Source organism: Halochromatium glycolicum (assembly GCF_016584085.1).
Lineage (GTDB): Bacteria > Pseudomonadota > Gammaproteobacteria > Chromatiales > Chromatiaceae > Lamprobacter > Lamprobacter glycolicus.
Map to the genome: position 1 here is coordinate 1 of NZ_NRSJ01000062.1, position 22,589 is coordinate 22,589.

The following is a 22,589-nucleotide window of genomic DNA, read 5'->3' on the forward strand; positions in this document are numbered from 1 at the left end:
CTCGGTTCCGGTGGATGGCCAGTCCTTTCCGGTTCGGGACTTTCACCCGGCGGGTCACAATAAGAGGTTTCCGATCACTCAAATCATTTCGCGATCATCCCCCTCTTCCAGGCTTTGCCTGGCGCAAGGAACGAAAGCTTCAGCGTCAACGTCTCGGAGATCGACCGGCAGCATCAGAAGCTGATCGCGCTCTACAACGGGCTGCATGAAGCGATGTCGCAAGGCAAAGGGAACGAAGTCCTCGAGCGGGTCTTTGACGAGCTCCTTGACTACACGAAGACGCACTTCAAGACCGAAGAGCGCTACTTTCACGCGATCAACTACGCCGGCACGAACGGCCACATCATGGAGCATGAGGCGTTCGTCAAGAAGCTTTCAGAGCTGAGCGAGAAGTTTCACGCCGGCAAGGCCTTCTTGACGGTCGAGACATTGGCATTCATGCGCAACTGGCTCAATGAGCACATCAAAGGGACCGACAAGCAATATACGCGGTGCTTTAACGAGCATGGCATCTATTGAGGTTTCGGTACCCAAGCCCTGAGATGCCCCAGGGCATCAGCAGAAACTCTGACGGCTGCCAGTAACAAATGGGCGAAGACGAGCGCATTCAGGCACATCGAGCCATGCCATCTCGGCCTCGTTGCTCAGTAACGCCGGTGCGCTCTCGGTCGATTTGCCTTACGAAGAGCCGGAAGATTGCATTAGGAGCCCCCTCATGGAGATCGGCCCGCGTGAGATCGTCACCCCGTTTCGGCCCATTCCGCTCGAGATCCCGGAGGGCATGAGCCAGAACGAGTTCTTCAACAGCACCGAGAATCTGAAGGACCTGGTGCACAACAACGGATTGCTGGTCAATGACGAGAACCTGCTCCTCTACCGCAAGGCGTTGGGACACTCGACGACCTTCGATTGCTCGATCATCTACAACAGCTCGCAGTCGATCCTGAATCCCCTCGGCCGACCGGTGCGGCGCACCCAGGTACCGGATGCTGTCAAGCGGGTCTGGAATCGGATGAACCAGCTCGTCATCGGCTATATGCTGGAGCAGTATCCGGACCCTGAGGCCCATCTGGTGCTCGCCGGAGAGGCGAGCTTGGATGCGACCTGGTCCCTGAGCGCGCCCGGGGTGCCGAGCATTCGGATGCTGCACAATCACTTCATCGTCTTCCCGATGGACGACCTCCGCGTAGCGACGCTCGCCGATGCCGATAACCCCAACCTCACCGACGGCGGCCAGCACAGCCTGTTCCAGGCCCATATGCGTGATGTCTACCGCCGTTTCCTGTCCAAGGCCCTGGACCTGCGCATCCTCAAGACCGCCCATACCGACGAGTCCCGGGTCGCGCTGACCGGCTATCCCGAGGGACTTCCCTGCTGGGAGATCGCGGGAGGCGTCGAGGCGCTCGAACAGGTGCGGTTCTGGCGCGAATACGATGCGCTGCTGCAGGGGTTCCTCGACTTTTACCGCACCTTCTTCTCGCAGGTCTCGACCCGCAACGCGCCGATGTTGCCAGACGTGAGCTTCCCCGAGCAGGTCGACTCGGAACTGCTGTTCGATAACGACTTCCTCAGGACGGCGAAGATGGTTCGCGATCGCTGCATCCGCGATCCGGCCTATGCCAACTCGATCCGGTGGGAGCCGGCGTTCAAGCAGCTGATCTTTCGCAACGAGAGCGGACGGCTGTTCGTGACCATCAGTCAGAACTCGATCGGCAACGCGATCACCGAGCTCCTTGGTGTCGTCGTCCGGCGCGTCCCCGATGCCGATGCCTATGCAACCGTCGAGGACCGGCTGCTCGAACAGTTGCTCGAGGTGCGGGCGCGGTTGATCGAGAACGACCTCGGACAGGGCCTTGCGACGGATCGATGGGGCGCTCACTAGCGCCGCGACGACCGGCGCTGCGGCGCAATGCCCCCACTCGGACCCTGAGGCCGGCACCACCGGCAGCCGAGGCCTCATCGATCGCTGATCGTTCTAGGCTACCGATCAGGCTCGACACATCAATAGGCCCCACCTATCTTCTGGATGCAGCGAAACGATTAGCCACTGCCCGATGGCTGTCCGTATTCTCGAGATCGCGCTCAACGAGCGTCACGAGAAACGAGTTCAGATCAATCACACCCTAAGGGGAGACAGACATGGCGAACGATCTCGCAGCAACGGCCGGAAAGTGCCCGGTGATGCACGGCGCAAACAGCACCGCCGGGGCGTCGAATATGGACTGGTGGCCGAAGGCCCTAAACCTGGACATCCTGCATCAGCACTATCACAAGACCGATCCGATGGGCGAGGAGTTCGACTATCGTCAGGCGGTCAAGCAGCTCGACGTCGAGGCACTGAAGCAGGATCTGCATGCCTTGATGACCGACAGCCAGGACTGGTGGCCGGCCGACTGGGGCCACTACGGTGGCCTGATGATCCGCATGGCCTGGCACGCGGCCGGCAGCTACCGGATCGCCGACGGTCGCGGTGGCGCCGGCACCGGCAATCAGCGCTTCGCACCGATCAACAGCTGGCCCGACAACGCCAACCTGGATAAGGCGCGTCGACTGCTGTGGCCGATCAAGAAGCAGTATGGCAACCAGATCAGTTGGGCCGACCTGATCATCCTCGCCGGCACCATCGCCTATGAGTCGATGGGGCTGAAGACCTTCGGCTTCGGATTCGGGCGCAAGGACATCTGGCACCCGGAGAAGGACACCTATTGGGGCGCCGAGAAGGAATGGCTGGCACCCAGCGACAACCCCAACAGCCGCTACGTGGGCGAGGATAAAGGCGAGCGCGAGCTCGAGAATCCGCTCGCAGCAGTGATGATGGGCTTGATCTACGTCAACCCCGAGGGCGTCGACGGCCAGCCCGATCCGCTGAGGACGGCGCAGGACGTCCGCGAGACCTTCGCCCGGATGGCGATGAACGACGAGGAAACCGTCGCGCTGACCGCCGGCGGCCACACGGTCGGCAAATGCCACGGTAATGGCGACGCCGGCCTGCTGGGTCCGGAGCCCGAGGCCGCCCCACCCGAGGACCAGGGTCTCGGCTGGAACAACAAGACGCAGCGCGGCATCGGCCGCGACACCGTCACCAGCGGCATCGAAGGCGCCTGGACCACTCAGCCGACCCGCTGGGACAACGGCTACTTCGCGATGCTGCTCGAGCACGAATGGGAATCGCGCAAGAGTCCGGCCGGTGCCTGGCAGTGGGAGCCGGTCGACATCAAGGACGAGGACAAGCCGGTCGATGTCGAGGACCCGTCGATCCGCTACAACCCGATCATGACCGACGCCGATATGGCGATGAAGATGGATCCGGTCTACCGCGAGATCTCGGAGGGCTTCTACCGCGATCCCGATGCGCTCGCCGACGCCTTCGCCCGCGCCTGGTTCAAATTGACCCACCGCGACATGGGCCCGAAGGCGCGTTACATCGGCCCCGACGTCCCGGACGAGGACCTGATCTGGCAGGACCCGGTGCCGGCAGGCAACACCCACTACGACATCGGCGCGGTCAAGCGCAAGATCGCCGAGAGCGGTCTCAGCATCAGTGAACTGGTCGCGACCGCCTGGGACAGCGCCCGCACCTTCCGCGGCTCCGACATGCGCGGCGGCGCCAATGGCGCGCGCATCGGTCTCGCGCCGCAGAAGGATTGGAAGGGTAACGAGCCCGAGCGGCTGTCCAAGGTCCTGGATGTGCTCGAGGGGATCGCCGCCGAGAGCGGCGCCAGCGTGGCCGACACCATCGTCCTGGCCGGCAATGTCGGCATCGAGCAAGCGGCCAGCGCGGCCGGCTTCGAGATCGCTGTGCCCTTCTCACCCGGCCGCGGCGACGCCAGCGACGAGATGACCGATGCCGAGTCCTTCGAGCCGCTGGAACCGATCCACGACGGCTATCGCAACTGGCTCAAGCAGGACTATGCCGTCAGTCCCGAGGAGCTGATGCTCGACCGCACCCAGCTGATGGGCCTGACCGCCCCCGAGATGACGGTGCTCGTCGGCGGCCTGCGGGTGCTGGGCGCCAACTACGGCGGCGCTAAGCATGGTGTGCTGACCGACCGCGAAAGCACGCTGACGAACGACTTCTTCGTCAATCTCACCAACATGGCCTACCGTTGGGAGCCCACAGGAGACAACCTCTACGCGATCCGCGACCGCAAGACCGACGAGGTCAAGTGGATGGCCACGCGGGTCGACCTGGTCTTCGGCTCCAATTCGATCCTCCGTGCCTATGCCGAGGTCTATGCCCAGGACGACAACCAGGAGAAGTTCGTTCAGGATTTCGTCGCTGCCTGGGCCAAGGTCATGAACGCGGACCGGTTCGACCTGGCCTAGCGGCGAGCCCTCGACCTTGAGCCCAAGGGCCCCCGCGTCGATACTGAGTCGGCGCGCGGGTTCAGCCACGAGTGTGGGCGGAAGCGCGGGGCCTCGCTAGTCTTGGCGGTTGGAGTCGGTCGTCTCGCCCGACGCTGCTCGCTCTCGCCCGTGCCCTACTTGCCCATGGTACCGCCGGTCCCTTTTCATTGCGTCTCGGTCTTCTCTTCCAGGGCAGAGAACTCAGAGCGCAGCGGGCTCGGCGACATCGGGTCCTCGATTGTGCCGCGGATGATATCGCTCGCCGCCACCTGACGGTCATAATAGGCGCGGTTCGCTCCCTCGTCCCAGAATATATCGGAAACGCTGGCCGCGAAGTCGCCGTAGAGGCCCTCGGTATCGGTCCAGACGACCACATCAGCGCCCTTGCCGAGCGAGGTCTGCTCGCGCTCGGAGTAGTTGACGACGGTGTAGCCGGCGTCCGAGTTGAGCGCGAAGTTATGTCCTTGGCCGAACGCCTCCAGCAGCTCGCCCGACATGATCATGAAGGCGACCGGGCCGACCTCGACGCCCGCCGCGGCGCCGATCTGAATGGCGCCGACATTGTAGAAGGCAGGGGCCGACCAATCGCCTTCATTCTTGGTGGTAAGCACGCCCTGACCACCGGCCCCGCCCACGATCAGCGCCGCGCGACCGTAATCGGGAACGATGAAGACCGCCTTGGCCTGGTCGAGCAGACCGCTGGCCTGAGGGTCGAGCTCGATCCTCTGAACGACCGCTGCTGCCTCACGAACCGTCTCCTTGGCGTTCTTCAGCTCGTCCGAGGTCGCGGCCCCGGTGGTGGACGCATTGGCGGATGCGTCATCCGACTGCATGCCTTCAGCAGCAAGCCCTTCAGCAATGAGCAACGATCCGCTCAAGGTCAGCGACAAGACTCCGGCAAGGAATGGACTGGTGCGATGGGTCATAACTGGCCTCCTCTGGTCATCGGGTGAGAAGATGCACGATGGTCGAGCCCGAGACTCGACTCATCACTCAACCCTTCTGCAGTGAGCGTGCCACCCCCTCGCAGCTGTCGCCGAGCGCCGATCTGCCTTGTTCCAGGCGCCGGCCCCGGCCCGTTCTCCCAAGAAGACGACCCAATCGAGGCGATAAACTGGGCATTCGCACCAGCTGTGGCTCAAGTGCACCACTGAACTGGGTCAAGCGTGGCCGTCGGCCCAGCGCGAGCGCAGGTGATGGCCGAACTTGCCCGAGAGGGCTCGGGGCCCTGGTGGGGGTGGTATGGGCGCTCATGACCGCACCATCCTCCGCTGCAGTATCGCCTCTCAGCGCTGGACCGAAACGCGGTTTCGGCCTTCCCGTTTGGACTGATAGAGCGCTTTGTCAGCGCCCTTGATCAGTTCATCGGGGTCGGTATCCCGGGTGGGAACCAGGGCCGCAACGCCGACGCTCACCGTGACATGGCCGGCGACGGCCGAGCTCGGGTGCGGGATCGCGAGAGCGACAACGGCCTGGCGGATCTGCTCGGCCAGGGCCGACGCCCGCTCGGCGTTGCTCTGCACCACGACGCAGAACTCCTCGCCGCCATAACGCGCCACCAGGTCACCAGCGCGTTGGGCCTGCTCAGTCAGGGCCTCAGCAATACGTTGCAGGCAACGATCGCCTTCCTGGTGCCCGCAGGCGTCGTTGTATTGCTTGAAGTAGTCGAGATCGATCATCAGCGCAGCAAGGGGTCGCTGCTCGCGCTGCGCCCGGCGCCACTCGCGATTCAAGGCCTGATCCAAATAGCGGCGATTGTAGACTTTGGTCAAGCCGTCACACATCGCCAGGCGCTCCAATGATTGATTCGCCTCCGCCAGCGCCCGGGTCCGCTCGGCGACACGCTGCTCCAGCTCATGGGTCAACGCCCGCAGTTCGCCGGTTCGCCGCGCCAGCGTCGCGTGCACATGCACCCGGGCGATCAGTTCACCTTGGGAGAACGGCTTCGGCAGGTAGTCGTTGGCGCCGGCGATGAACCCTTTCAGCACGTCCTGCTCCTGGGTGCGAGCGGTCATGAACAGGATGGGCAGGTCACTGGGATCGAACCGCTCGCGCAGTGCCCGACAAAGCTCGTAGCCGTTCATGCGCGGCATCATCACATCGACCAGCACGATCACCTGCTCCCCCCTTCCCAGGTGGTCGAGCAGCGCCAGTGCGGCGCGGCCATCAGCGGCATTGTCGACACGATAGCCCTGCAGACCCAGCTGATTGCACAGCACGCGGCGATTGATCGGATCATCATCGACGACGAGCACGCGCTGGCCGTCGCCGCGCAGGCGCTTGATCGCAGCGCTGCTGGGGTTCTCGACCGCGGGGGCACTCGCCGCCAGCGGGTCGGCCGATGGCGACTCAAAGGGCGCCTGTTCAGCGATCGACTGCTCCGATACCGGCTGCTCGGATACCAGCTGCCCCGGCATTGGCTGCCCCGGCATTGGCTGCCCCGGCATTGGCTGCACTGGCGCCTGCCATTCCGGCGGCGGTGGCACTGCCGAACCTGGCGCGGGCGGAACAAGGGCAACCGGCACGCCGGCGGCCGCGACCTGCTCGGCACTGGCCACCGGTAACGTAAACGTGAAGCAGGCACCGGCCCCGAGCTGCGACTCGACCCAGATGCTTCCCCCGAGGGCCTTCACCAACGAGCGGGTCACCGCAAGGCCAAGACCGGTCCCGCCCTGCGGGCGGGTCGCGCTGCCGTCGACCTGCTCGAAGGACTTGAACACCTGCTCGTGCTGCTCGGGCGCGATCCCCTCGCCGGTATCGCAGATACGCACCGCAATGAACCCGTCGTCTTCGACGCCGGCGCAGACGCGCACCCATCCCTGGTCGGTGAACTTGATCGCGTTACCGACCAGATTGCTCAGGATCTGCTGCAATCGGTTCTCGTCGGCCCAAGCCGGCGGCAGATCGACCGGCACGTTGTTGATCAGCTCGATGCCTTTGCTCTCGATCAGGCTCGCCACCAGCTCCTCGACGACCACGCAGGCATCGTGCAGGTCCACCGGCTTCAAGCTCAGCCGCAGGTCGCGGTGGCGCAGGCGCGCAAAATCGAGGATGTCGTTGACCAGGTTCGCCAGCCGGCGGCCGGCGGTGACGATGGTCTGGAGGTTCTCGTCGGCGCTCGCCGGCAACGGCCCGGCGATCCCCGCCCGCAGGCTCTCCGCCAGGCCGATGATCCCGTGCAGCGGGGTGCGCAGCTCGTGCGAGGTGTTGGCGAGGAACTCGTCCTTGAGCTGATCGGCCTTGCGCAGGTTGTCGATCGCGAGCTGCTTATTCGACAGCGCCTCCTGCTGCGCCTTGTCTTTCTCGCGCTGCGAGGTGTCCAGGCTGGCAGCCATTTGGTTGAACGCCGCCGCCAGGCTGGCCAGCTCGTCACGGCCGCGCTCCGGCAGCCGCATCTGGAGGTCGCCAGCGCCGATCGCCGCCGCGCCCCGCTTGAGCCGCCCCACCGGGCGCACCACCAGTAGGTTCACGACGGCGAGCAGCAGGCTGGTGGCGAGGATCAGCGCGACGAGACTGACGATGACCACGGTCAGGCCGAGATCGGCGCCGTCCTCGAGCAGCTCCGCCTCCGGGATCACCGCCGTCAACAGCAGCCCGGGCGTGAGCGTCCGCGCCTTCGCGAGCTCAGGGTCCGGCGCGCCGATCAGGTCGAGCGCTTGCACCTGATCGCTTGCCGCCGCGTCTTGCAGCAGCCTGGTCTCGGTCCCGTCGAACCGGCGCAGCGCCGGGTGGTGTGCATCTGGGAACAGGCGGCGCCCGTCGGCATCGATGAAGAGGATGCGCCCGCGCTTGCCGAAGCCGCTCTCGCGGGCCTGACGCTCAAGGCCCTCGGGGGTGACGATCAGCAGCAGGTAGCCGCGCATCGAGGGCTCGGCGATGCTGTTGTCCTCGAACACCGGGTCCACCAACACGAGCTTGCGGGCGACCAACAACACCGACTTGCCGTCACGGTCGCGCAGATAGCGCGCCGCGGCGGGATCATCGCCGGCGCTGAGCGCCTCCAGATAACCGGCGAGCCCCGGCAGCGGCGCCGCATCCTGCCGATCATCGGATCGGTAGCTCGCAAGCTCCCGGCCTTGCGCGTCGAGCAAGCGGATCTCGTCATACTGCCCGTACGCGTCGTGATAGCTCGCGAACAGGTTCATCAGCGGCAGCAGCAAGAAGTCGACGCGCTCGTGCTCAGGCGCGAAGACGAAGCGCTCCACCAGATCCGAGCCGACGAAGAGCTCCAGGTTCGCCATCGCGGTGCGCCGCTGCGTCTGCTCGCTCAGCGCGACCTGCTCGAGCAGGATGTCCATCTCGCGCAGCAGATTGGCCTTCGCATCGTCGCGCAGCTGTGTATAGGCGAGCCAGCCGAGGCCGAGCAAAGGCCCGACCACGAGCGGCAGTAAGAACAACAGCAGTTTGGCGCGCAGCGCCATGGGTCAGTGGGCTCGAGGGGTTGGCAGAGGCAAAGCGGACGCGCTAGTTGATGAGCTGCGACCAGACGGTGATCATCTTGTGCTGGATCGCGGGGTCGACCGGTGCCTGTGCCTCGCTGCGCTTCAGCACCTCGGCGGGCGGATAGATCACCGGATTGTCGCGAAACGCCTTCGGCAACAGCGCCTCGGCCGCCTTGTTGGCGGTCGCGAACCTCAGACTCTCAGCACAGGCAGCGGCATGCTCGGGCTCCTGCAGCCAGTTGATGAAGGCGTGCGCCAGTTGCGGCTCGGCGGCCTTCGCCGGCACCACGAGATAGTCGATCATCAGCTCGCCGCCCTCCTCGGGAACGATGTAGCGGATGGCCGGATTGCGTTCCATCAGCAGCAATGCATCCCCGCTCCAGGTTTGGCCCATCCAGGTGTCACCGGAGACGATGCCGGAATCGGCATCGGTCTTGAAGTAGCCGTAGCTCTGCACTAAAGGCTTTTAGGCGCGCAGGACCCGTGCCGCCTCGTCGACCGCAGCGGGATCATCGCTGTTGAACGAATGGCCGAGCATCTTCAGCGCCATGCCGAACGCGATCCGGTACTGGTTGAGCACCATCAGGTGGCCCTTCCAGTCGGCGTTGGGCTGATAGAACTGCCGCCAGCTGCTGATCGGCTCGTCGATCAGATCGGACCGCCAGACCAGCCCGGTGGTCCCCCACAGATAGGGCACCGCATAGTCATCGGCGCCTTCATAGCCGTCGATCCAGCGCCGATCCGCGTGGACCAGATTCGGGATCGCATCCTTGTCCAGTGGCTGCAGCCAGCCGCGCTTGAGATACGGCGGCAGATCACCAGCGGTGACGATCAGCACATCGACCCCCTCGCCGTCGTTCTGCACCAGCCGGGCGTCGCGCTCGTCGGCGGACTGGAAGTAGCGCTGCACCACGCGCACGTCGTAAGCCTCCTCGAAGCCCTTGACCACGTCCTGATCCACGTACGCGGTCCAGTTGTAGAAGACGAGCTCACGGCGTGCCCCTGCATTCGCCGCGGCGGCCGATTCAGGATCGGGTGTCTGAGAAGGATTCGGTGCCAATGCCGATGCCGACGCCATCGCCGACTCGGCCTGGACGTTACCGGGAGCGCCGAGCCCAGCGCCCGCGAAGATCAAGATCACCAGCAGCCCAGCCGCGGACGAGAGCCTGCGTGGAGCAAAGCCAGAACAGCGCGGTGCGGAACGGGCCAATATGGCCATGATCCAGGGGGAAACATTCTGTAGCGAGAGGCGCATCACGACTTGTCTGATCGAATGGGTCGGCGAGCCGGTTGAGCGCGCATCGCATGATGGCTGCGATGCATAACGCCTGTCCGTGAAGAACCTGAGCACTTGATGCGAGGCCGACCAGGCTGTATTTGGCGGGCAGCCACAGAGACCTGTTACAGTCTTTCGAGGACGACCTCATCGTTGAGCCTGACCCCGTCCTGCCGACTATACGCTGCTGAGACGAATGGCTCAGTTGGCGTCGCAGATTTGTCCACCTGCGTCACATCTTGTCGTCGAGGCACCGCGAATCGGCTTCAGATCGAGCAGCGGGGTCCCGTCCACGCAATCCAGCCCTCTGACCCGGAGCACCCCTCCTTCAACCGCGACCAGTGCGACGGTGCTGCTGCCAATCGGGTTTGGCCGGACCGGCGAGCGTAGGGCGAAGGTACCAACGGGCGCGTCGCGCCCCTTCGGGCATTGCAGGACCAGATCGCGGCGGGATTGATCGAGCCAGTACAGCACCTCGAGCTGGGTCAATGCCTCAAGACCGGCGAGGGCCTGGTCCCAGGGGGCGAAGACCTCGATGCGACATTCGGGTCCCTGCGGATCGCCCTGTCGCGGGCAATCCTCGCGCCGTTGCCAGGGTGTCTGGATACGGCCGATGAACTGGAGGGAGGCATCCTGCCCCGTCCGCACCTCGACGGCGACCTCGCCAGGGCGTTTGGTTTGTTGATGGCTCATCTTTGCGAGTATGACTGATTGATGGGATCAAGCACTGCCGTCGGCGGTCGTCTCGGTTTCGCTGGCAGCGAGCTGAACCGAGATCCCTCAGGCAGATACCCCAAGCGCAGCAGCAACTGCGGGAAGCCGCCACCGATCAGTCCCTGCAGCCGGGGGCGCAACGCGGCGACCTGGATCGGTTGATTCAGATAGCCCGCCTGCAGCCCCTGCCGGCACGCGACGAGCAGAAGGCGCTGCAGTGCCTCGCCCGCACGCAGCCAATCGTTCGGCCTGTCGTGCTCGGTTGCAAGCACTGCGAGCACAGGCGCCGCCGCGGCCAGCGCCTGATCCTGGACCGCGATTCGCTTCCCGAGATCGAAGCGCGCGATCATGAAGCGGATGACAGGCGCGAGCATCGCCGGAACAGTCAGTCCCTCACTGCTGCGGCGGGGATGCATCCAGGCGGCGAGCTCCCGGCGCCAGGCTGGGCTCGACCACTGTACCGCATCGCCTTCGGCCACCAGCGCTGCCGCCTGCTCACGGGCCGCGGCGGTCGTGAGCGGGTGCAAGAGGGCGCCTTCGAGCTCCGCTGCAGCGACGAGCTGCTCGACGATCGCCGGATCGACGGCGCGCTCGCTGAAGCCCTTGCGATGGGTACGCCGCTGCTCGATGAAGGCGCTAAGGACTGCGAGCGGGGCCGGTGGAGGATTAAGCGGCGGACTCGGTAGCGGATTAGGCGACAGATCGGCGAAACCCTGCGGCGCCGGCGAAGGGGGCGGCCGTGAATCCGATCGGATGCTAACCCGGGCCAGCCAGTCGGGCTGCGTCGCATCCGGAAGACGCTCGACCGCGATGCCCAAACCCTGACCGGCTGCTGCGACACGCAGGTTCATCAGCGCGGCGCCGCAGCTGCTCGTCAGCTCTCGATCGTCCGGGTCATTGACCGGCAAAGCGCGGCTTCGGTCGGCGGACAGATCGATGGTCGCACCGTCAACGCGGAAGCGCCATGGTTGGGTATTGTGACTCGACGGCGCCTGTACCGCCTTGACGATCAATGCCTGGGCTTGCTCATCGATTCCCATCGGTTACCCCGCTGCCCACGGAAGAGGCTGATCTCAGGATCATGGCGGCCAGCCACCCCGGACAATGGTTGGATCCAGGAGCGGTTGCCCGACGCTTGAGGCATGGGGCCACCGCCGACGATGCATCCCGCTCGATTGACGGTAACCGCCCAGGCTCAGCCTACCGAGCTGGGACCTCGACCGCCCTCTTCGCGGGCGCCGTGAGGGACGGCCAGATAGAGCAGCGGCCCCAGCAACGGCAGATGGACCGCCTTCGCCAGCACACCGGTCAAATGATCGAATTCTACTTGCGAGCCCGTCGCAGCGTACAATCTCGAGGATGCAGCAGCAGCTGCAATCAATCGCCCAGGAGGTCCCGTCAGTGTGGCTGATCGATGCGATCGCCGAGAAGCGAATCGAGGAGGCCGTCGCGCGCGGCGAGCTGGACAACCTGCCCGGCAGCGGACGGCCGGTACCGGAGGATGACCTGTCCCTGGTGCCGGAGCACCTGCGCGCCGGCTATCGGCTGCTGAAGAACGCCGGCTTCCTACCGCCGGAACTGCACGGAACCGCTCAGCTCAAAGAGGCCGAAGACCTGCTCCGGCGTATCGAGGACCCCGATGCGCAGGGTCGGGCCCAGCGGCAGCTGCGGCTCCTCGAGCTGCGGCTCAAAGAGGCGCGCGGGCACGGCCTGGACCCGGCGCTGGTCGAAGAGTTCGAGACACAACTGGCAAGGCTTGGCGAGAAACCATGACGATCAGGCAGGTCATCAACGAGGGCGAGAAGCCGGTCAAGGTCTGGACCGAGACGCTGGACCCGCGCTCGCGCGAGCAGCTCGTGAACATCTCGAAGCTGCCGTTCGTCCATGACCATGTCGCCGCGATGCCCGATGTGCACGCCGGCATCGGCGCCACCATCGGCAGCGTGATCGCGACCGACAAGGCCATCATCCCGGCCGCCGTCGGCGTCGACATCGGCTGCGGGATGGCCGCTGCGCGCACCTCGCTCACCGCCGCGCAGCTCGACGAGCGGGTGCTGAAGAAGGTCTTCGACCAGATCAGCCGCGATGTCCCGGTCGGTCGCAACCAGCACAAGGACGAGCGCGCACTGACCGAGGCCGCCAAGCCGTTCGCGGCCCCGCTCGAGGCGCTGACCGAGAAGCACCCGCAGCTGCTCAAGGCCTTCGGGCGGTTCTCGAACTGGGTCAACCAGATCGGCACCCTCGGCGGCGGCAACCATTTCATCGAGGTCTGCCTCGACGAGGCCGATCGGGTCTGGGTGATGCTGCACTCGGGCAGCCGCGGGATCGGCAACGCGATGGGCACCTACTTCATCGAGCTCGCGCGGCGCGACATGGAGCGGTTGATGATCCAGCTCCCGGATCGCGACCTCGCCTATCTGTCCGAGGGCACCGAGCACTTCGACGACTATGTCGCCGCCGTCACCTGGGCCCAGGCGTACGCGCGCGAGAACCGGGACCAGATGATGCGGCTGGTGCTCGACGCCCTCGCCCGCCACCTGCCGGCCTTCTCGGTCACCGAGGAGGCGGTCAACTGCCACCACAACTATGTCCAGCGCGAGTATCACCTGGGCGCCGATGTCTGGGTCACCCGCAAGGGCGCGATCCGCGCCGGCGCGGGCCAGCTCGGGATCATCCCCGGCAGCATGGGCGCACGCAGCTACATCGTCCGCGGTAAGGGCAATCCGGAGAGCTTCTGCTCCTGCGCGCACGGGGCCGGCCGTCGCATGAGCCGCACCGCCGCGAAGAAGCAGTTCACCGCCGCGGACCTGAGCAGCCAGACGCAGGGCGTCGTCTGCCGCAAGGACAAGGGCGTGCTCGACGAGATCCCGGGCGCCTACAAGGACATCGATCAGGTCATGGCCGACCAGACCGACCTCGTCGACGTGGTCCACCGCCTCAAGCAGGTGATCTGCGTGAAAGGCTGAGCCTGGGCGCGGCCTGTTTGCGAAAGGCTCAGCTTGCCACCGGCTCAGCCAAGCAGGTACTCGTCGAGATCGTCCGTTGGAGCAACAGCAGGCGCGATCGGGGAAACGCGCCAGCAATACCGGCTGACGAGGCCTCGCGATGAAGGCGGCGAGCAGGCTCATTCCCAGCTCGCTGCGTCTTTCGGTAACCGCCCGAAGTCATCGACCACATGGACCGAGCACGGCGGCGTGCCCGCCCAATGCCAGAGCACAAGGTTCGTCCTAGGCGCATTCGCTGGCACCGGGCCAAACGCCGGCGCAAAGCTCGGGACCAGCGCGCCCTGGAAATCAGCCGCGATCAGCTCGTCCGCAATCCGCCAACTCGGTGGTCGCAGACCCCGACTGGCAAGGTCTTCCCATGGACAGGCGAGCTCAGCCCGATCGATCCCGGCGGCCTCCAGGCGAGCGCTGTTGGTGAGGTCGGCGATCCGCTCGCAGGTGATCCGGTAAGCGACGATCGTCATCGGCTGGGCCTTGAACGGGAAGCCCTGCTGCGCCTCGAGCCAGGCCGTGGTGATGTCGAGCGCCGTGTAGAGCGCTGGTCGTCCCTTCCGATTGAAGCGGCCGCCATGCCGTTCGGCGCCTTGACCGGATGTCGGCTGATACGCCCATCGCGGATGGTGTGCGCGATAGGCGACGCCATCGAAGCGGACGGCGAGCCGGTCGCGCCGACCATCAGCGGTGGCCATCGTGCCGCTCAGCTGCGCTCACGCATAGCCGCCGTCAGCGATCCGCGATAAATAGTCCTTGACGGCCTGAGCGCGTCCCTCCTTGAGAAGGTCTTCGGCGGTCTTATCCCCGAACGAGGGCAGCGGTTGCGAGCGAAACCAGGCGAAGGCGCGCGCGGTGGAGCCCGCCCAGGGCGTCGCGCGGTTGATGATGTCGACGGTGTCGCGCAGCCGCTGCTGTGTCTTGGGCGCACTGCTCCGCGCCCGTTTCGTGACAGCATCGCGCGACAAACCCGTTAAGCACGCGAGCTCTGCCTTTGTCACGTGAAGCTGCGTGGCGAGCCGATCGGTGTCGATGAGGCCCGCATTGGACAGGACGCTCGTTAGGTCATTACTGGCGACAGCCATCTTTGCCTCGCAAAATGACGCTTATTGCGGTCATATCATGCGGCACTCGGCGGATTTTGCAAGACCATGAACACCGCCCCTGATCTCTTCGGCTACCGCAAGCATTGGGCGCACAAGCTCGGCACCGCGCCCGAGCTGCCGATGGCGCGCGAGGAGATGGATCTGCTCGGCTGGGACAGCTGCGACATCGTCATCGTCACCGGCGACGCCTACGTGGATCACGCCTCGTTCGGGATGGCGCTGATCGGACGGCTACTGGAGGCGCAGGGCTTTCGCGTCGGCATCATCGCGCAGCCGGACTGGACCTCGGCGGACGCGTTCACGGCGCTCGGGCCGCCGAACCTGTGCTTCGCGATCGGCGCAGGGAACATGGACTCGATGGTCAACCGCTACACCGCCGATCGTTGTCCGCGCTCGGATGACGCCTACTCGCCAGCCGGCGTCGGCGGCCGGCGGCCGGACCGCTCGGTGCTGGTCTACGCCCAGCGCGCTCGCGAGGCGTACAAGGACGTCCCGATCCTGCTCGGCGGGATCGAAGCGAGCCTGCGCCGGGTCGCCCATTACGACTACTGGTCGGACAAGGTGCGCCGCTCGGTGCTCGTCGACAGCAAGGCCGACCTGCTGCTCTACGGCAATGCCGAGCGCGCGATCTGCGAGATCGCCCACCGCTTAGCCCGTGGCGAGCCGATCGGCTCCATCCGTGATGTGCGGGGCACCGCCTTCCTGGTCCAGCGCGGCGAGCGACCCGCGGGCTGGCGCGAGATCGACGCCAGCACCCCGGACGATCTCGATGACCGCAGCAATGACCGCCGAGAGCGCCGCGCGCAAGCATCGCACGGACCAAGCGAGCGCGCCCGCACCCTGCTGCGTCTACCGGCATTCGAGCAGGTCCGCGCCGATCCGATGCTCTACGCCCATGCGGCCCGGCTGCTGCACCTGGAAACGAACCCCGGCAACGCGCGCGCGTTGGTCCAGGCGCACGGCGCGCGCGATCTCTGGCTGAACCCGCCGCCGATCCCGCTGACCACGCCAGAGATGGACCGGCTCTACGCGCTGCCGTTCGCGCGCCGCCCGCATTCGGCCTATGGCGATGCGCGCATCCCGGCCTGGGAGATGATCCGCTTCTCGGTCACGATCATGCGCGGCTGCTTCGGCGGCTGCAGCTTCTGCTCAATCACCGAGCACGAAGGACGCATCATCCAGAGCCGCTCCGAGGCCTCGGTGCTGGCCGAGATCGCCGACATCCGCGACCGCACGCCAGGCTTCACCGGCACCATCTCCGACCTCGGCGGCCCGAGCGCGAACTTGTACCGCCTCGGCTGCCGCGACCCGGCCATCGAGTCCGCCTGTCGGCGGCTCTCCTGCGTCTACCCCGAGGCCTGCAAGAACCTGCGCACCGATCATTCCGCGCTGATCCAGCTCTATCGCAACGCGCGCGCGGTACCCGGGATCAAGCGGGTGCTGATCGCGTCCGGCCTGCGCTACGACCTCGCGGTGCACTCGCCCGCTTACGTGCGCGAGCTGGTCACGCACCACGTCGGCGGTTACCTGAAGATCGCCCCGGAGCACACCGAGCGGCGTACGTTGGACAAGATGCTCAAGCCGAGCATCGACAGCTTCGAGCGCTTCCGCCAGCTCTTCGAGCAGTTCTCGCGCGAGGCCGGCAAGGAGCAGTACCTGATCCCCTACTTCATCGCCGCCCACCCCGGCAGCAGCGACGAGGACATGCTGAATCTCGCGCTCTGGCTCAAGCGCAACCGCTTTCGGCCCGACCAGGTGCAGGGCTTCCTGCCGACACCGATGGCGCTGGCGACCGCGATGTACCACAGCGGCTGGAATCCGCTGCGGCCGATTCGAGCAGGCGCCGAGCGCGTCAGCGTCGTGCGCGGCCAACGCCAGCGCCGGCTGCACAAGGCCTTCCTCCGCTGGCATGATCCGAGCAACTGGCCGCTGCTGCGCGACGCGCTGCGCCAGATGGGGCGCGCCGACCTGATCGGCAGCGGCAAGCGTCACCTGGTGCCGAGCGTCCAGCCGGCGACGGCCGCAGACGCAACAAGCCGCCATCGTGCGAAGCGGCCTACCGCCAAGCAGCGCGACAGCCAATCACGCCATCGAGGTAGCCGGCGCCCGCGCCGAATCTGACCCAGCCGGAGCACATGCTGCAATATGTCACCCAAGAATAGGGCCTTTGAACTCATCAGATCAGTGCCCTGCCTGGCCAACGGATCATAGAGCAGGGTAAGCGGCAACCAAATTTGAGGACAGCAGCCATGTGCGGCCGTTTCGCCCAGTATTCGGACCCCGACGCCATCGCTCGGCATTTCGACCTCGAGACCGCTTTGCAGCCGGAGCCACGCTACAACGTGGCACCGACCCAGCCGGTGCTGGCGGTCCGGCTGGACGCGCATGGGCGGCGGGAATTGACCCGCCTGCGCTGGGGCCTGGTGCCGTTCTGGTCGAACGGACCGGATAACCGCTACAGCATGATCAACGCGCGCGCCGAGACCGTTGCGAGCAAGCCGGCCTACCGGGCCGCATTCGCCAAACGGCGATGCCTGATCCCGGCGGATGCCTTCTACGAGTGGCAGCCCGGCGAGCGAGCGAAGACGCCGCACGCCATCCGTCGCAATGACCATGGATTGTTCGCAATGGCCGGGCTCTGGGAGCACTGGGAGGGCGAGGACGGAGCAGTCATCGATTCCTGCACCATCATCGTCACCGAGGCCAATGCGCTGCTGGCACCGATCCATGACCGGATGCCGGTGATCCTAGACCCGAGCGACTACGGCACTTGGCTAGGGACTGAATCGCCGGATCAGGAGCAGCTGCAAACGGTGCTGAAGCCCGCTGACCCAAACGGGTGGGACGCCTACCCGATCTCCCGTTCCGTCAACAAGCCCGGTAATGATTCACCGGCGTTGCTGGAGCCGGTCGGCGCAGATTGAGAAGCCCTCAGAGCGAATCGCAATGCCCATGCCGTTCAGGAACCGCCCCGCAGGGGGCAATGGCCGATCGGCCACAGGCCGTGCAGGCCAGGCTGCAACTGTTGCGCAGATTCAGCGCCGGGCTGGTGCCGGCGCCGGCTTCGCCGCCTCGCCGGCAGATACCCGATCGAATGACTCCAGGCCTTCAGAGGGCCAAGCAGTACCAATGCTGCACCGGCTGCTCGCAGGCGTCGGCCTGCTGCTGCTTCTGAGCGCCGCTCAAACCGCCGAGATCAGGGTCATGACATGGAATATCGAAGGCGGAGACGCCAGCCCAGAGGTCATCGCCCAGCGTGTCGGACAGGCGCTCGCCGAGGTCGGGCCAGTCGCGGTGCTCGTGCTGCAGGAGCTCGTCGAGCAGGAGCAGGTCGAGGCCGCAGCGGGGGCCGGTGGCTTTAGGCATTGGGCGATGAGCGACTTCTCGCCGCCGGTGCACATCACCGGTGCCTGGCACAAGTCACTCGAGGTCGCGATCCTGAGCCGACTGCCGATCGAGGCCGTCGCCGAATGGGACACGACCGGCCCGAGGCCGGACGGTGACCGCTATCCACCGCGCACCTCGGCACCGGGTCGGCCCACCGATTCACTCAGGCTGAAGCAAGACACCGGCGATCCGCCGCCGGCGCGCGGCTTCCTGCGCGTCGACCTGGCCAATGGCTGGCGCATCTATGGCGTGCATTGGAAGTCATCTGGTGGTCAGGACTGCACCGCCGAGGATCGCGAGAGCGCCCGCGTGCGCGAGATCCAGGCCGCCGGATTGGCTGCCGATGCCGCCGATGCGCTCGACCAAGGCCGCACCCTGATGATCGCCGGCGACTTCAACATCCAGGCGCCGGGACGGGTATTGCGCGTCGGCACCGACCCGCAGCAGGACTGCGCCCCGACCGCCGGGACTTGCCAAGGCATCTGCGGCCCGGGCGGTCGCGACGGCTATGACGACAGCATCGCGCTGCTGCTCGGCATCGGTTCCAGCGCGCGACTGCTCTCGGACGCGCTCGACTCCACCTACGTCCTGCGCCGCTTTCCCGGTGGTGCCATCGATCATATCCTGGTCGCCGGCCCACAAGCCGCCGGATTCTCAGCGACGACGACCCCGCCGGTGAACGGCAAACGCTGGCACGGCGCCGATCATCGGCCCGTGCTGACGCGCTGGAATGATGACCGCTAGCCCGAGCACTCCACCTTCCTTTCGAGCGCCTGAGATACGAGGCAGCCCGAGCCCGAGCCCGAGCCCGAGCCCATGCGCTTAGCGCTTTAGCGCCCTATCCCCATAGAGCTGTGCGTAGCCTTCGGGATCGAGGATCTCGCGGAGATCGATGAAGCTGCCGCTCGGCCAGTCTTTGAGGCGAGGCAATACCGCCACCACCTTCTCAGCCGCTTCCACCGGCCCCGGCATGGCATCGGTGCCGCGAGCCGCGCGCAGACGCTGCAGCGCCGGAAATGCCTGAGCGTCCGCCTCCTCGCACAGATAGTCCATCAGCGCCGTATCGATGATACCGGGGGCGAGCGCGCTTAGGTGGGTGTCCGGGAACTCGTGAGCATAGAGCTTGGCAAGCATATTGAGCGCGGCCTTGGACAGTGCATAGCCACCCCACCCCTTGTTACCGAGCACCGAAGCGCCCGAGGAGATCATCACCACCTGCCCGATCGGCCGACCCCAGGCGTGCAGCCAATCCATCAGGGTCTTGTTCGCCCAGAGATTGACGTCCATCACCCGCTTGAGATCAGCCAGCGGCATCGCACTCAGCTCCCCGATCTCGCCGAGCATGCCGGCATTGAGGATCGTCAAATCCAGCCGATCGAGTGCACCGAGAAGGCTATCGAGTCTCTCCGGCACAGCGGCTGCGTCGGTGAGATCGCAGCGGACATCCCGTACGCCAGGAAGATCGCAGCCGCGTCGGCTACAGCCATACACGGCCCAGCCCTGCGCACTGAGCACCGACGCCAGTCCACGCCCGAGTCCTGAGCTGGTTCCAGTCACGAAGGCGGTTTGCATCTGGAGAGGCCCTGTTGGACGAATGACAAACTCAGCGTTCAAGGCCCAGGGTACCAGCCGAGAGGGCGTCAAGCCGAGACCGCGTCAGATGTTCCTGACGACTTCCGTATCGACGACCATTCCGTGACGCCATCACGTTGAGTCGCGCCGTCTCTTGGCCTACACTTGGACGTTCGTGGCACGGTCTGCACGTTCCGCCGCTGACCTGCCTCCGACCGCAGCCCCCCGCATTGCTGGCGTAGCTCAGTTGGCAGAGCAGCTGATTTGTAATCAGCAGGTCGTCGGTTCGAATCCGTCCGCCAGCTCCAAGAAATACAAGCGCTTACGGCAAACCGAAGCGCTTTTTCTTTGCCCGAAACCCTATTTAGGTAACGGGGTAGGTAACAAATCTGCGGATAGGGCTTCGCGTCGGCGTCACCTCAGTTACCTAGTCAGCTCCACGCGCGCGCGCTCGTCGTCGGCCGGCAGAGCACCGACGTCGGCCAGATCACGGTGCACTGCAAGATGATTTGGCGGGCGGCGTGAGTGCGCTTACGTGCGGTGGGCGCTATCAAACGCTCGCCCCATGCTTGAACTTTCCTGCTACACTCGCGACATAAGTAACTGAAAAACAACGAGCTAAAAGCGCGGCAATGCACTAGATATAGTGCTTTGAGCGCGCGCAAGATACTACATATAGATTAGTGGGAGATGAACAATGAACGCCCTTGCGGTTCACGCACAAGACAGTAACAATCGGCATTGGGTAGGGCTCAACAAGCTACGCGTCTTAGTGGTCGAGCATGGCGCTGATTGGTTTGCGCAAGGCGTTGATCTCGATTACGCAGCCGCCGGTCATTCACTAGAGGAAGTGCAGCGCAATTTTGAGGAAGGGTTGGCGAGCACTATCTGCTTGCACCTGGAGCGCTTCAACAGCCTGGATCGGCTGCTCAAGCTTACTCCGCGTCGCGTGCTGGATGATCTCACGCCGAAGCACGAATTTAACTTCAGCATGAGCACCACGCACGACCTCAGTGACGCGCTCAACATGCTGCCTTTCGGTGGGATTACGTATCTTCCTGCGTATGCGCCTGCCGCCCAGTGATGACCCTCGCGGCAACCGCATCATGCGGTTGCCGCGCGAGACGCTCCTGTACGTCCTCAAGCAGCATGGTGTACAAGTCGAATGTGACGCAGCGACAAGCGATGGCCGACAGTTCTGTACTCTGATTGATGATGAGGTTGCCGAGGCCCACTGGCTGCCGGATCCCATTGGGGGCGATATGGTGAGGCATCTAGCGCGCAAGTTTGGCATCCCATCGCATGCGTTCTTCTTCGATGTCAGTCAAGACGTTGGGCCGCCACACCCGCACTAACCCCGTCGCGGCGCATTTTCTGGCGCTTCTTCCAGCTTCTGAACCGCTGCCTCCCCACCTACTCGAAAGGCCGAATCCTGATGCGAGGTATGGGCGGTGGTGTGCAGAAAATTTCTGCACACAAGACGGCGACCGCTTCAGCTTGAGGCATTACCGCCGTTGTGAGCAGTTGCTACTCGGGTAGCATCGGCGGCTTGGTGGTGCCGCGCGGCACCAAGACGGGTACCGGGTACCCATTGGGATCAGGTGTTCCCAAACGAGACCCCTGGGTCTCAAATGGGAACCAGGGTTCCCAAGCTGAGTGCGCTCAGCACTCTGCCGCGCTTGCCAGTCGCCGGATGCCCAGCTACTCTGAGTACAGGATGACGCGTTGGCTTGTTCCTGCGGGGAATTGGACCCCGCTGAGTGCGCAAGCCATGCGCGGCGCCTATCTCGGCTCAGTCGGACGGCCGTCGTAAGGCGGTGAGGGCTCCTGACGATCTGTTGCTTCGGCACTGCTTGCAGGCAAGGTGGATTCCCGCCCACCGCGACTGAGCCGCCCTTTCCCACTGCTGCGCGCTTGCTTCTTGATCTATCAAGAAGTTGTCCGCTCCGGGTGCGTGGCGGCATCTCAGCATGGGTCAGGTTTGGACCATCTGCATCGTAAACGTCCGCTCCGGGCGTGCGCGGCGGGAATGTATTCGCTTGGTTCGTGTTCAAACACGAAGCCCTCACCCGCCCGCCACGCCGGAGCGGCCCCGCTATCAAAAAACGTATTTGATACCTTTTTGTCGCCCAAACGCTCATGCACGCTCATTAGTCGCTCAACCGTCCGCATTCCTTCGCGAAGCCAAGCGGGTGTGCAAGGAGGACGGCAAGCTATTTACAGCTTGGTGTGAGTCGAGCGAGTGTCCGGTGGGTTACAAGGTTGCGCAAAGGCTGATTGATGTAAGCGCAAAGGTTGGAGGTAAAAAGGCCAGCGCTGGCCTTTTTGATGCCGGCTTCACAGTGCGCGGTATGGGCGGTGAGTGTCACTCAATTTGAGAGACACAGACCACAACATGCTTTGGCACGCCCGCCGCCTCTGGGAGGTCTTAGGGGAGTAGCGCGGCGGGACGATAGGCGCCATCTATGGGCATACCTGATGCGAGAAAAACGCTAAGCCATTGAACAGCAGTGAGGTGGACCCCAATCGTTGGACCACTGACCGGCTCTGAGAAGTAAAGTCTGGAGGCCGATTCCTCTCGGGTTTAGGGGTCCGGCATGGAGGTCCAGTGGACCGCGGCCGGGGGGTTGTTGGTCAAGGGCGCTATGCGGGCGCTGCTCGTTGTAGAAGGGGATGTAACGCTGCAGGCCTTGTTCGACCTCCGCCGGGGTCTCGTAGCCGTACAGATAGAGGTGCTCGTACTTGATCG

The 22,589-nt window shown here is 64.9% G+C and carries 17 protein-coding genes, 1 tRNA gene and 1 pseudogene; 10 read left to right on the forward strand and 9 right to left on the reverse strand.

Annotated features, from left to right (window positions below):
* Nucleotides 1-114 precede the first annotated feature (114 nt).
* The 3 genes from CKO40_RS21690 (at nucleotide 115) to katG (ending at nucleotide 4,326) form a co-directional block, all read left to right on the forward strand.
* Nucleotides 115-519 (forward strand): bacteriohemerythrin, encoded by a 405-nt coding sequence (locus tag CKO40_RS21690; RefSeq protein WP_200348544.1) that lies wholly within the window; start codon nucleotides 115-117, stop codon nucleotides 517-519.
* Between the two features lie 196 nt (nucleotides 520-715).
* Nucleotides 716-1,882 (forward strand): hypothetical protein, encoded by a 1,167-nt coding sequence (locus CKO40_RS21695; RefSeq protein ID WP_200348545.1) that lies wholly within the window; start codon nucleotides 716-718, stop codon nucleotides 1,880-1,882.
* Between the two features lie 257 nt (nucleotides 1,883-2,139).
* Nucleotides 2,140-4,326: a catalase/peroxidase HPI gene (gene katG / locus CKO40_RS21700; protein ID WP_200348546.1), complete on the forward strand. Its 2,187-nt coding sequence runs from the start codon at nucleotides 2,140-2,142 to the stop codon at nucleotides 4,324-4,326.
* A gap of 185 nt (nucleotides 4,327-4,511) precedes the next feature.
* Here the strand turns inward: katG and CKO40_RS21705 are convergent, their stop codons facing one another.
* The 5 genes and pseudogenes from CKO40_RS21705 to CKO40_RS21725 form a co-directional block, all read right to left on the reverse strand.
* Nucleotides 4,512-5,273 (reverse strand): lipid-binding SYLF domain-containing protein, encoded by a 762-nt coding sequence (locus tag CKO40_RS21705; RefSeq protein ID WP_200348547.1) that lies wholly within the window; start codon nucleotides 5,271-5,273, stop codon nucleotides 4,512-4,514.
* Nucleotides 5,274-5,633: 360 nt separating this feature from the next.
* A complete protein-coding gene (locus CKO40_RS21710) occupies nucleotides 5,634-8,768 on the reverse strand; it encodes a diguanylate cyclase (protein WP_200348548.1) in 3,135 nt (1,044 codons plus the stop codon).
* A gap of 43 nt (nucleotides 8,769-8,811) precedes the next feature.
* Nucleotides 8,812-10,044 (reverse strand): annotated as a pseudogene (locus tag CKO40_RS21715) (polyamine ABC transporter substrate-binding protein).
* A 222-nt stretch (nucleotides 10,045-10,266) separates the two neighbouring features.
* A complete protein-coding gene (gene tsaA, locus CKO40_RS21720) occupies nucleotides 10,267-10,758 on the reverse strand; it encodes a tRNA (N6-threonylcarbamoyladenosine(37)-N6)-methyltransferase TrmO (protein WP_200348549.1) in 492 nt (163 codons plus the stop codon).
* Nucleotides 10,755-11,819 (reverse strand): nitroreductase family protein, encoded by a 1,065-nt coding sequence (locus tag CKO40_RS21725; protein ID WP_200348550.1) that lies wholly within the window; start codon nucleotides 11,817-11,819, stop codon nucleotides 10,755-10,757. The genes tsaA and CKO40_RS21725 overlap by 4 nt, the downstream gene beginning before the upstream one ends.
* Nucleotides 11,820-12,180: 361 nt before the next feature.
* On the opposite strand from CKO40_RS21725, the gene CKO40_RS21730 reads away from it, so the two are divergent.
* A complete protein-coding gene (locus CKO40_RS21730) occupies nucleotides 12,181-12,552 on the forward strand; it encodes a DnaJ family domain-containing protein (RefSeq protein ID WP_200348551.1) in 372 nt (123 codons plus the stop codon).
* Nucleotides 12,549-13,745 (forward strand): RtcB family protein, encoded by a 1,197-nt coding sequence (locus tag CKO40_RS21735; RefSeq protein WP_200348552.1) that lies wholly within the window; start codon nucleotides 12,549-12,551, stop codon nucleotides 13,743-13,745. Before CKO40_RS21730 ends, CKO40_RS21735 begins: the two co-directional genes overlap by 4 nt.
* A gap of 158 nt (nucleotides 13,746-13,903) precedes the next feature.
* Here CKO40_RS21735 and CKO40_RS21740 read toward each other — a convergent pair whose 3' ends face one another.
* The gene (locus tag CKO40_RS21740; protein ID WP_200348553.1) at nucleotides 13,904-14,473 is read right to left on the reverse strand and encodes an RES family NAD+ phosphorylase; all 570 of its coding nucleotides are present in this window, start codon (nucleotides 14,471-14,473) and stop codon (nucleotides 13,904-13,906) included.
* An 18-nt stretch (nucleotides 14,474-14,491) separates the two neighbouring features.
* Nucleotides 14,492-14,860: an MbcA/ParS/Xre antitoxin family protein gene (locus CKO40_RS21745; protein WP_200348554.1), complete on the reverse strand. Its 369-nt coding sequence runs from the start codon at nucleotides 14,858-14,860 to the stop codon at nucleotides 14,492-14,494.
* 66 nt (nucleotides 14,861-14,926) lie between these two features.
* Here CKO40_RS21745 and CKO40_RS21750 point away from each other — a divergent pair, with 66 nt between their 5' ends.
* The 3 genes from CKO40_RS21750 (at nucleotide 14,927) to CKO40_RS21760 (ending at nucleotide 19,012) form a co-directional block, all read left to right on the forward strand.
* Nucleotides 14,927-17,002 carry a YgiQ family radical SAM protein gene (locus tag CKO40_RS21750; RefSeq protein ID WP_200348555.1) on the forward strand — a complete coding sequence of 692 codons (2,076 nt, stop codon included), beginning with the start codon at nucleotides 14,927-14,929 and terminating at the stop codon, nucleotides 17,000-17,002.
* 128 nt (nucleotides 17,003-17,130) lie between these two features.
* Nucleotides 17,131-17,805: an SOS response-associated peptidase gene (locus tag CKO40_RS21755; RefSeq protein WP_200348556.1), complete on the forward strand. Its 675-nt coding sequence runs from the start codon at nucleotides 17,131-17,133 to the stop codon at nucleotides 17,803-17,805.
* Between the two features lie 280 nt (nucleotides 17,806-18,085).
* Nucleotides 18,086-19,012, forward strand: coding sequence for an endonuclease/exonuclease/phosphatase family protein (locus CKO40_RS21760; protein WP_200348557.1), 927 nt, complete (start codon nucleotides 18,086-18,088; stop codon nucleotides 19,010-19,012).
* A 78-nt stretch (nucleotides 19,013-19,090) separates the two neighbouring features.
* On the opposite strand, the gene CKO40_RS21765 is transcribed toward CKO40_RS21760, so the two are convergent.
* Complete coding sequence (locus CKO40_RS21765) at nucleotides 19,091-19,840, reverse strand: SDR family NAD(P)-dependent oxidoreductase (RefSeq protein WP_200348558.1); 750 nt, start codon at nucleotides 19,838-19,840, stop codon at nucleotides 19,091-19,093.
* A 232-nt stretch (nucleotides 19,841-20,072) separates the two neighbouring features.
* On the opposite strand from CKO40_RS21765, the gene CKO40_RS21770 reads away from it, so the two are divergent.
* Together CKO40_RS21770 and CKO40_RS21775 are read left to right on the forward strand one after the other, a co-directional pair.
* Nucleotides 20,073-20,148 (forward strand) — tRNA-Thr (locus CKO40_RS21770).
* Nucleotides 20,149-20,537: 389 nt separating this feature from the next.
* The gene (locus CKO40_RS21775) at nucleotides 20,538-20,924 is read left to right on the forward strand and encodes a hypothetical protein (RefSeq protein WP_200348559.1); all 387 of its coding nucleotides are present in this window, start codon (nucleotides 20,538-20,540) and stop codon (nucleotides 20,922-20,924) included.
* Nucleotides 20,925-22,332: 1,408 nt separating this feature from the next.
* Here the strand turns inward: CKO40_RS21775 and CKO40_RS25505 are convergent.
* Entirely contained in the window at nucleotides 22,333-22,587 is a 255-nt protein-coding gene (locus tag CKO40_RS25505) for an integrase core domain-containing protein (protein ID WP_420827406.1), read from the reverse strand.
* Between the last annotated feature and the right edge of the window lie 2 nt (nucleotides 22,588-22,589).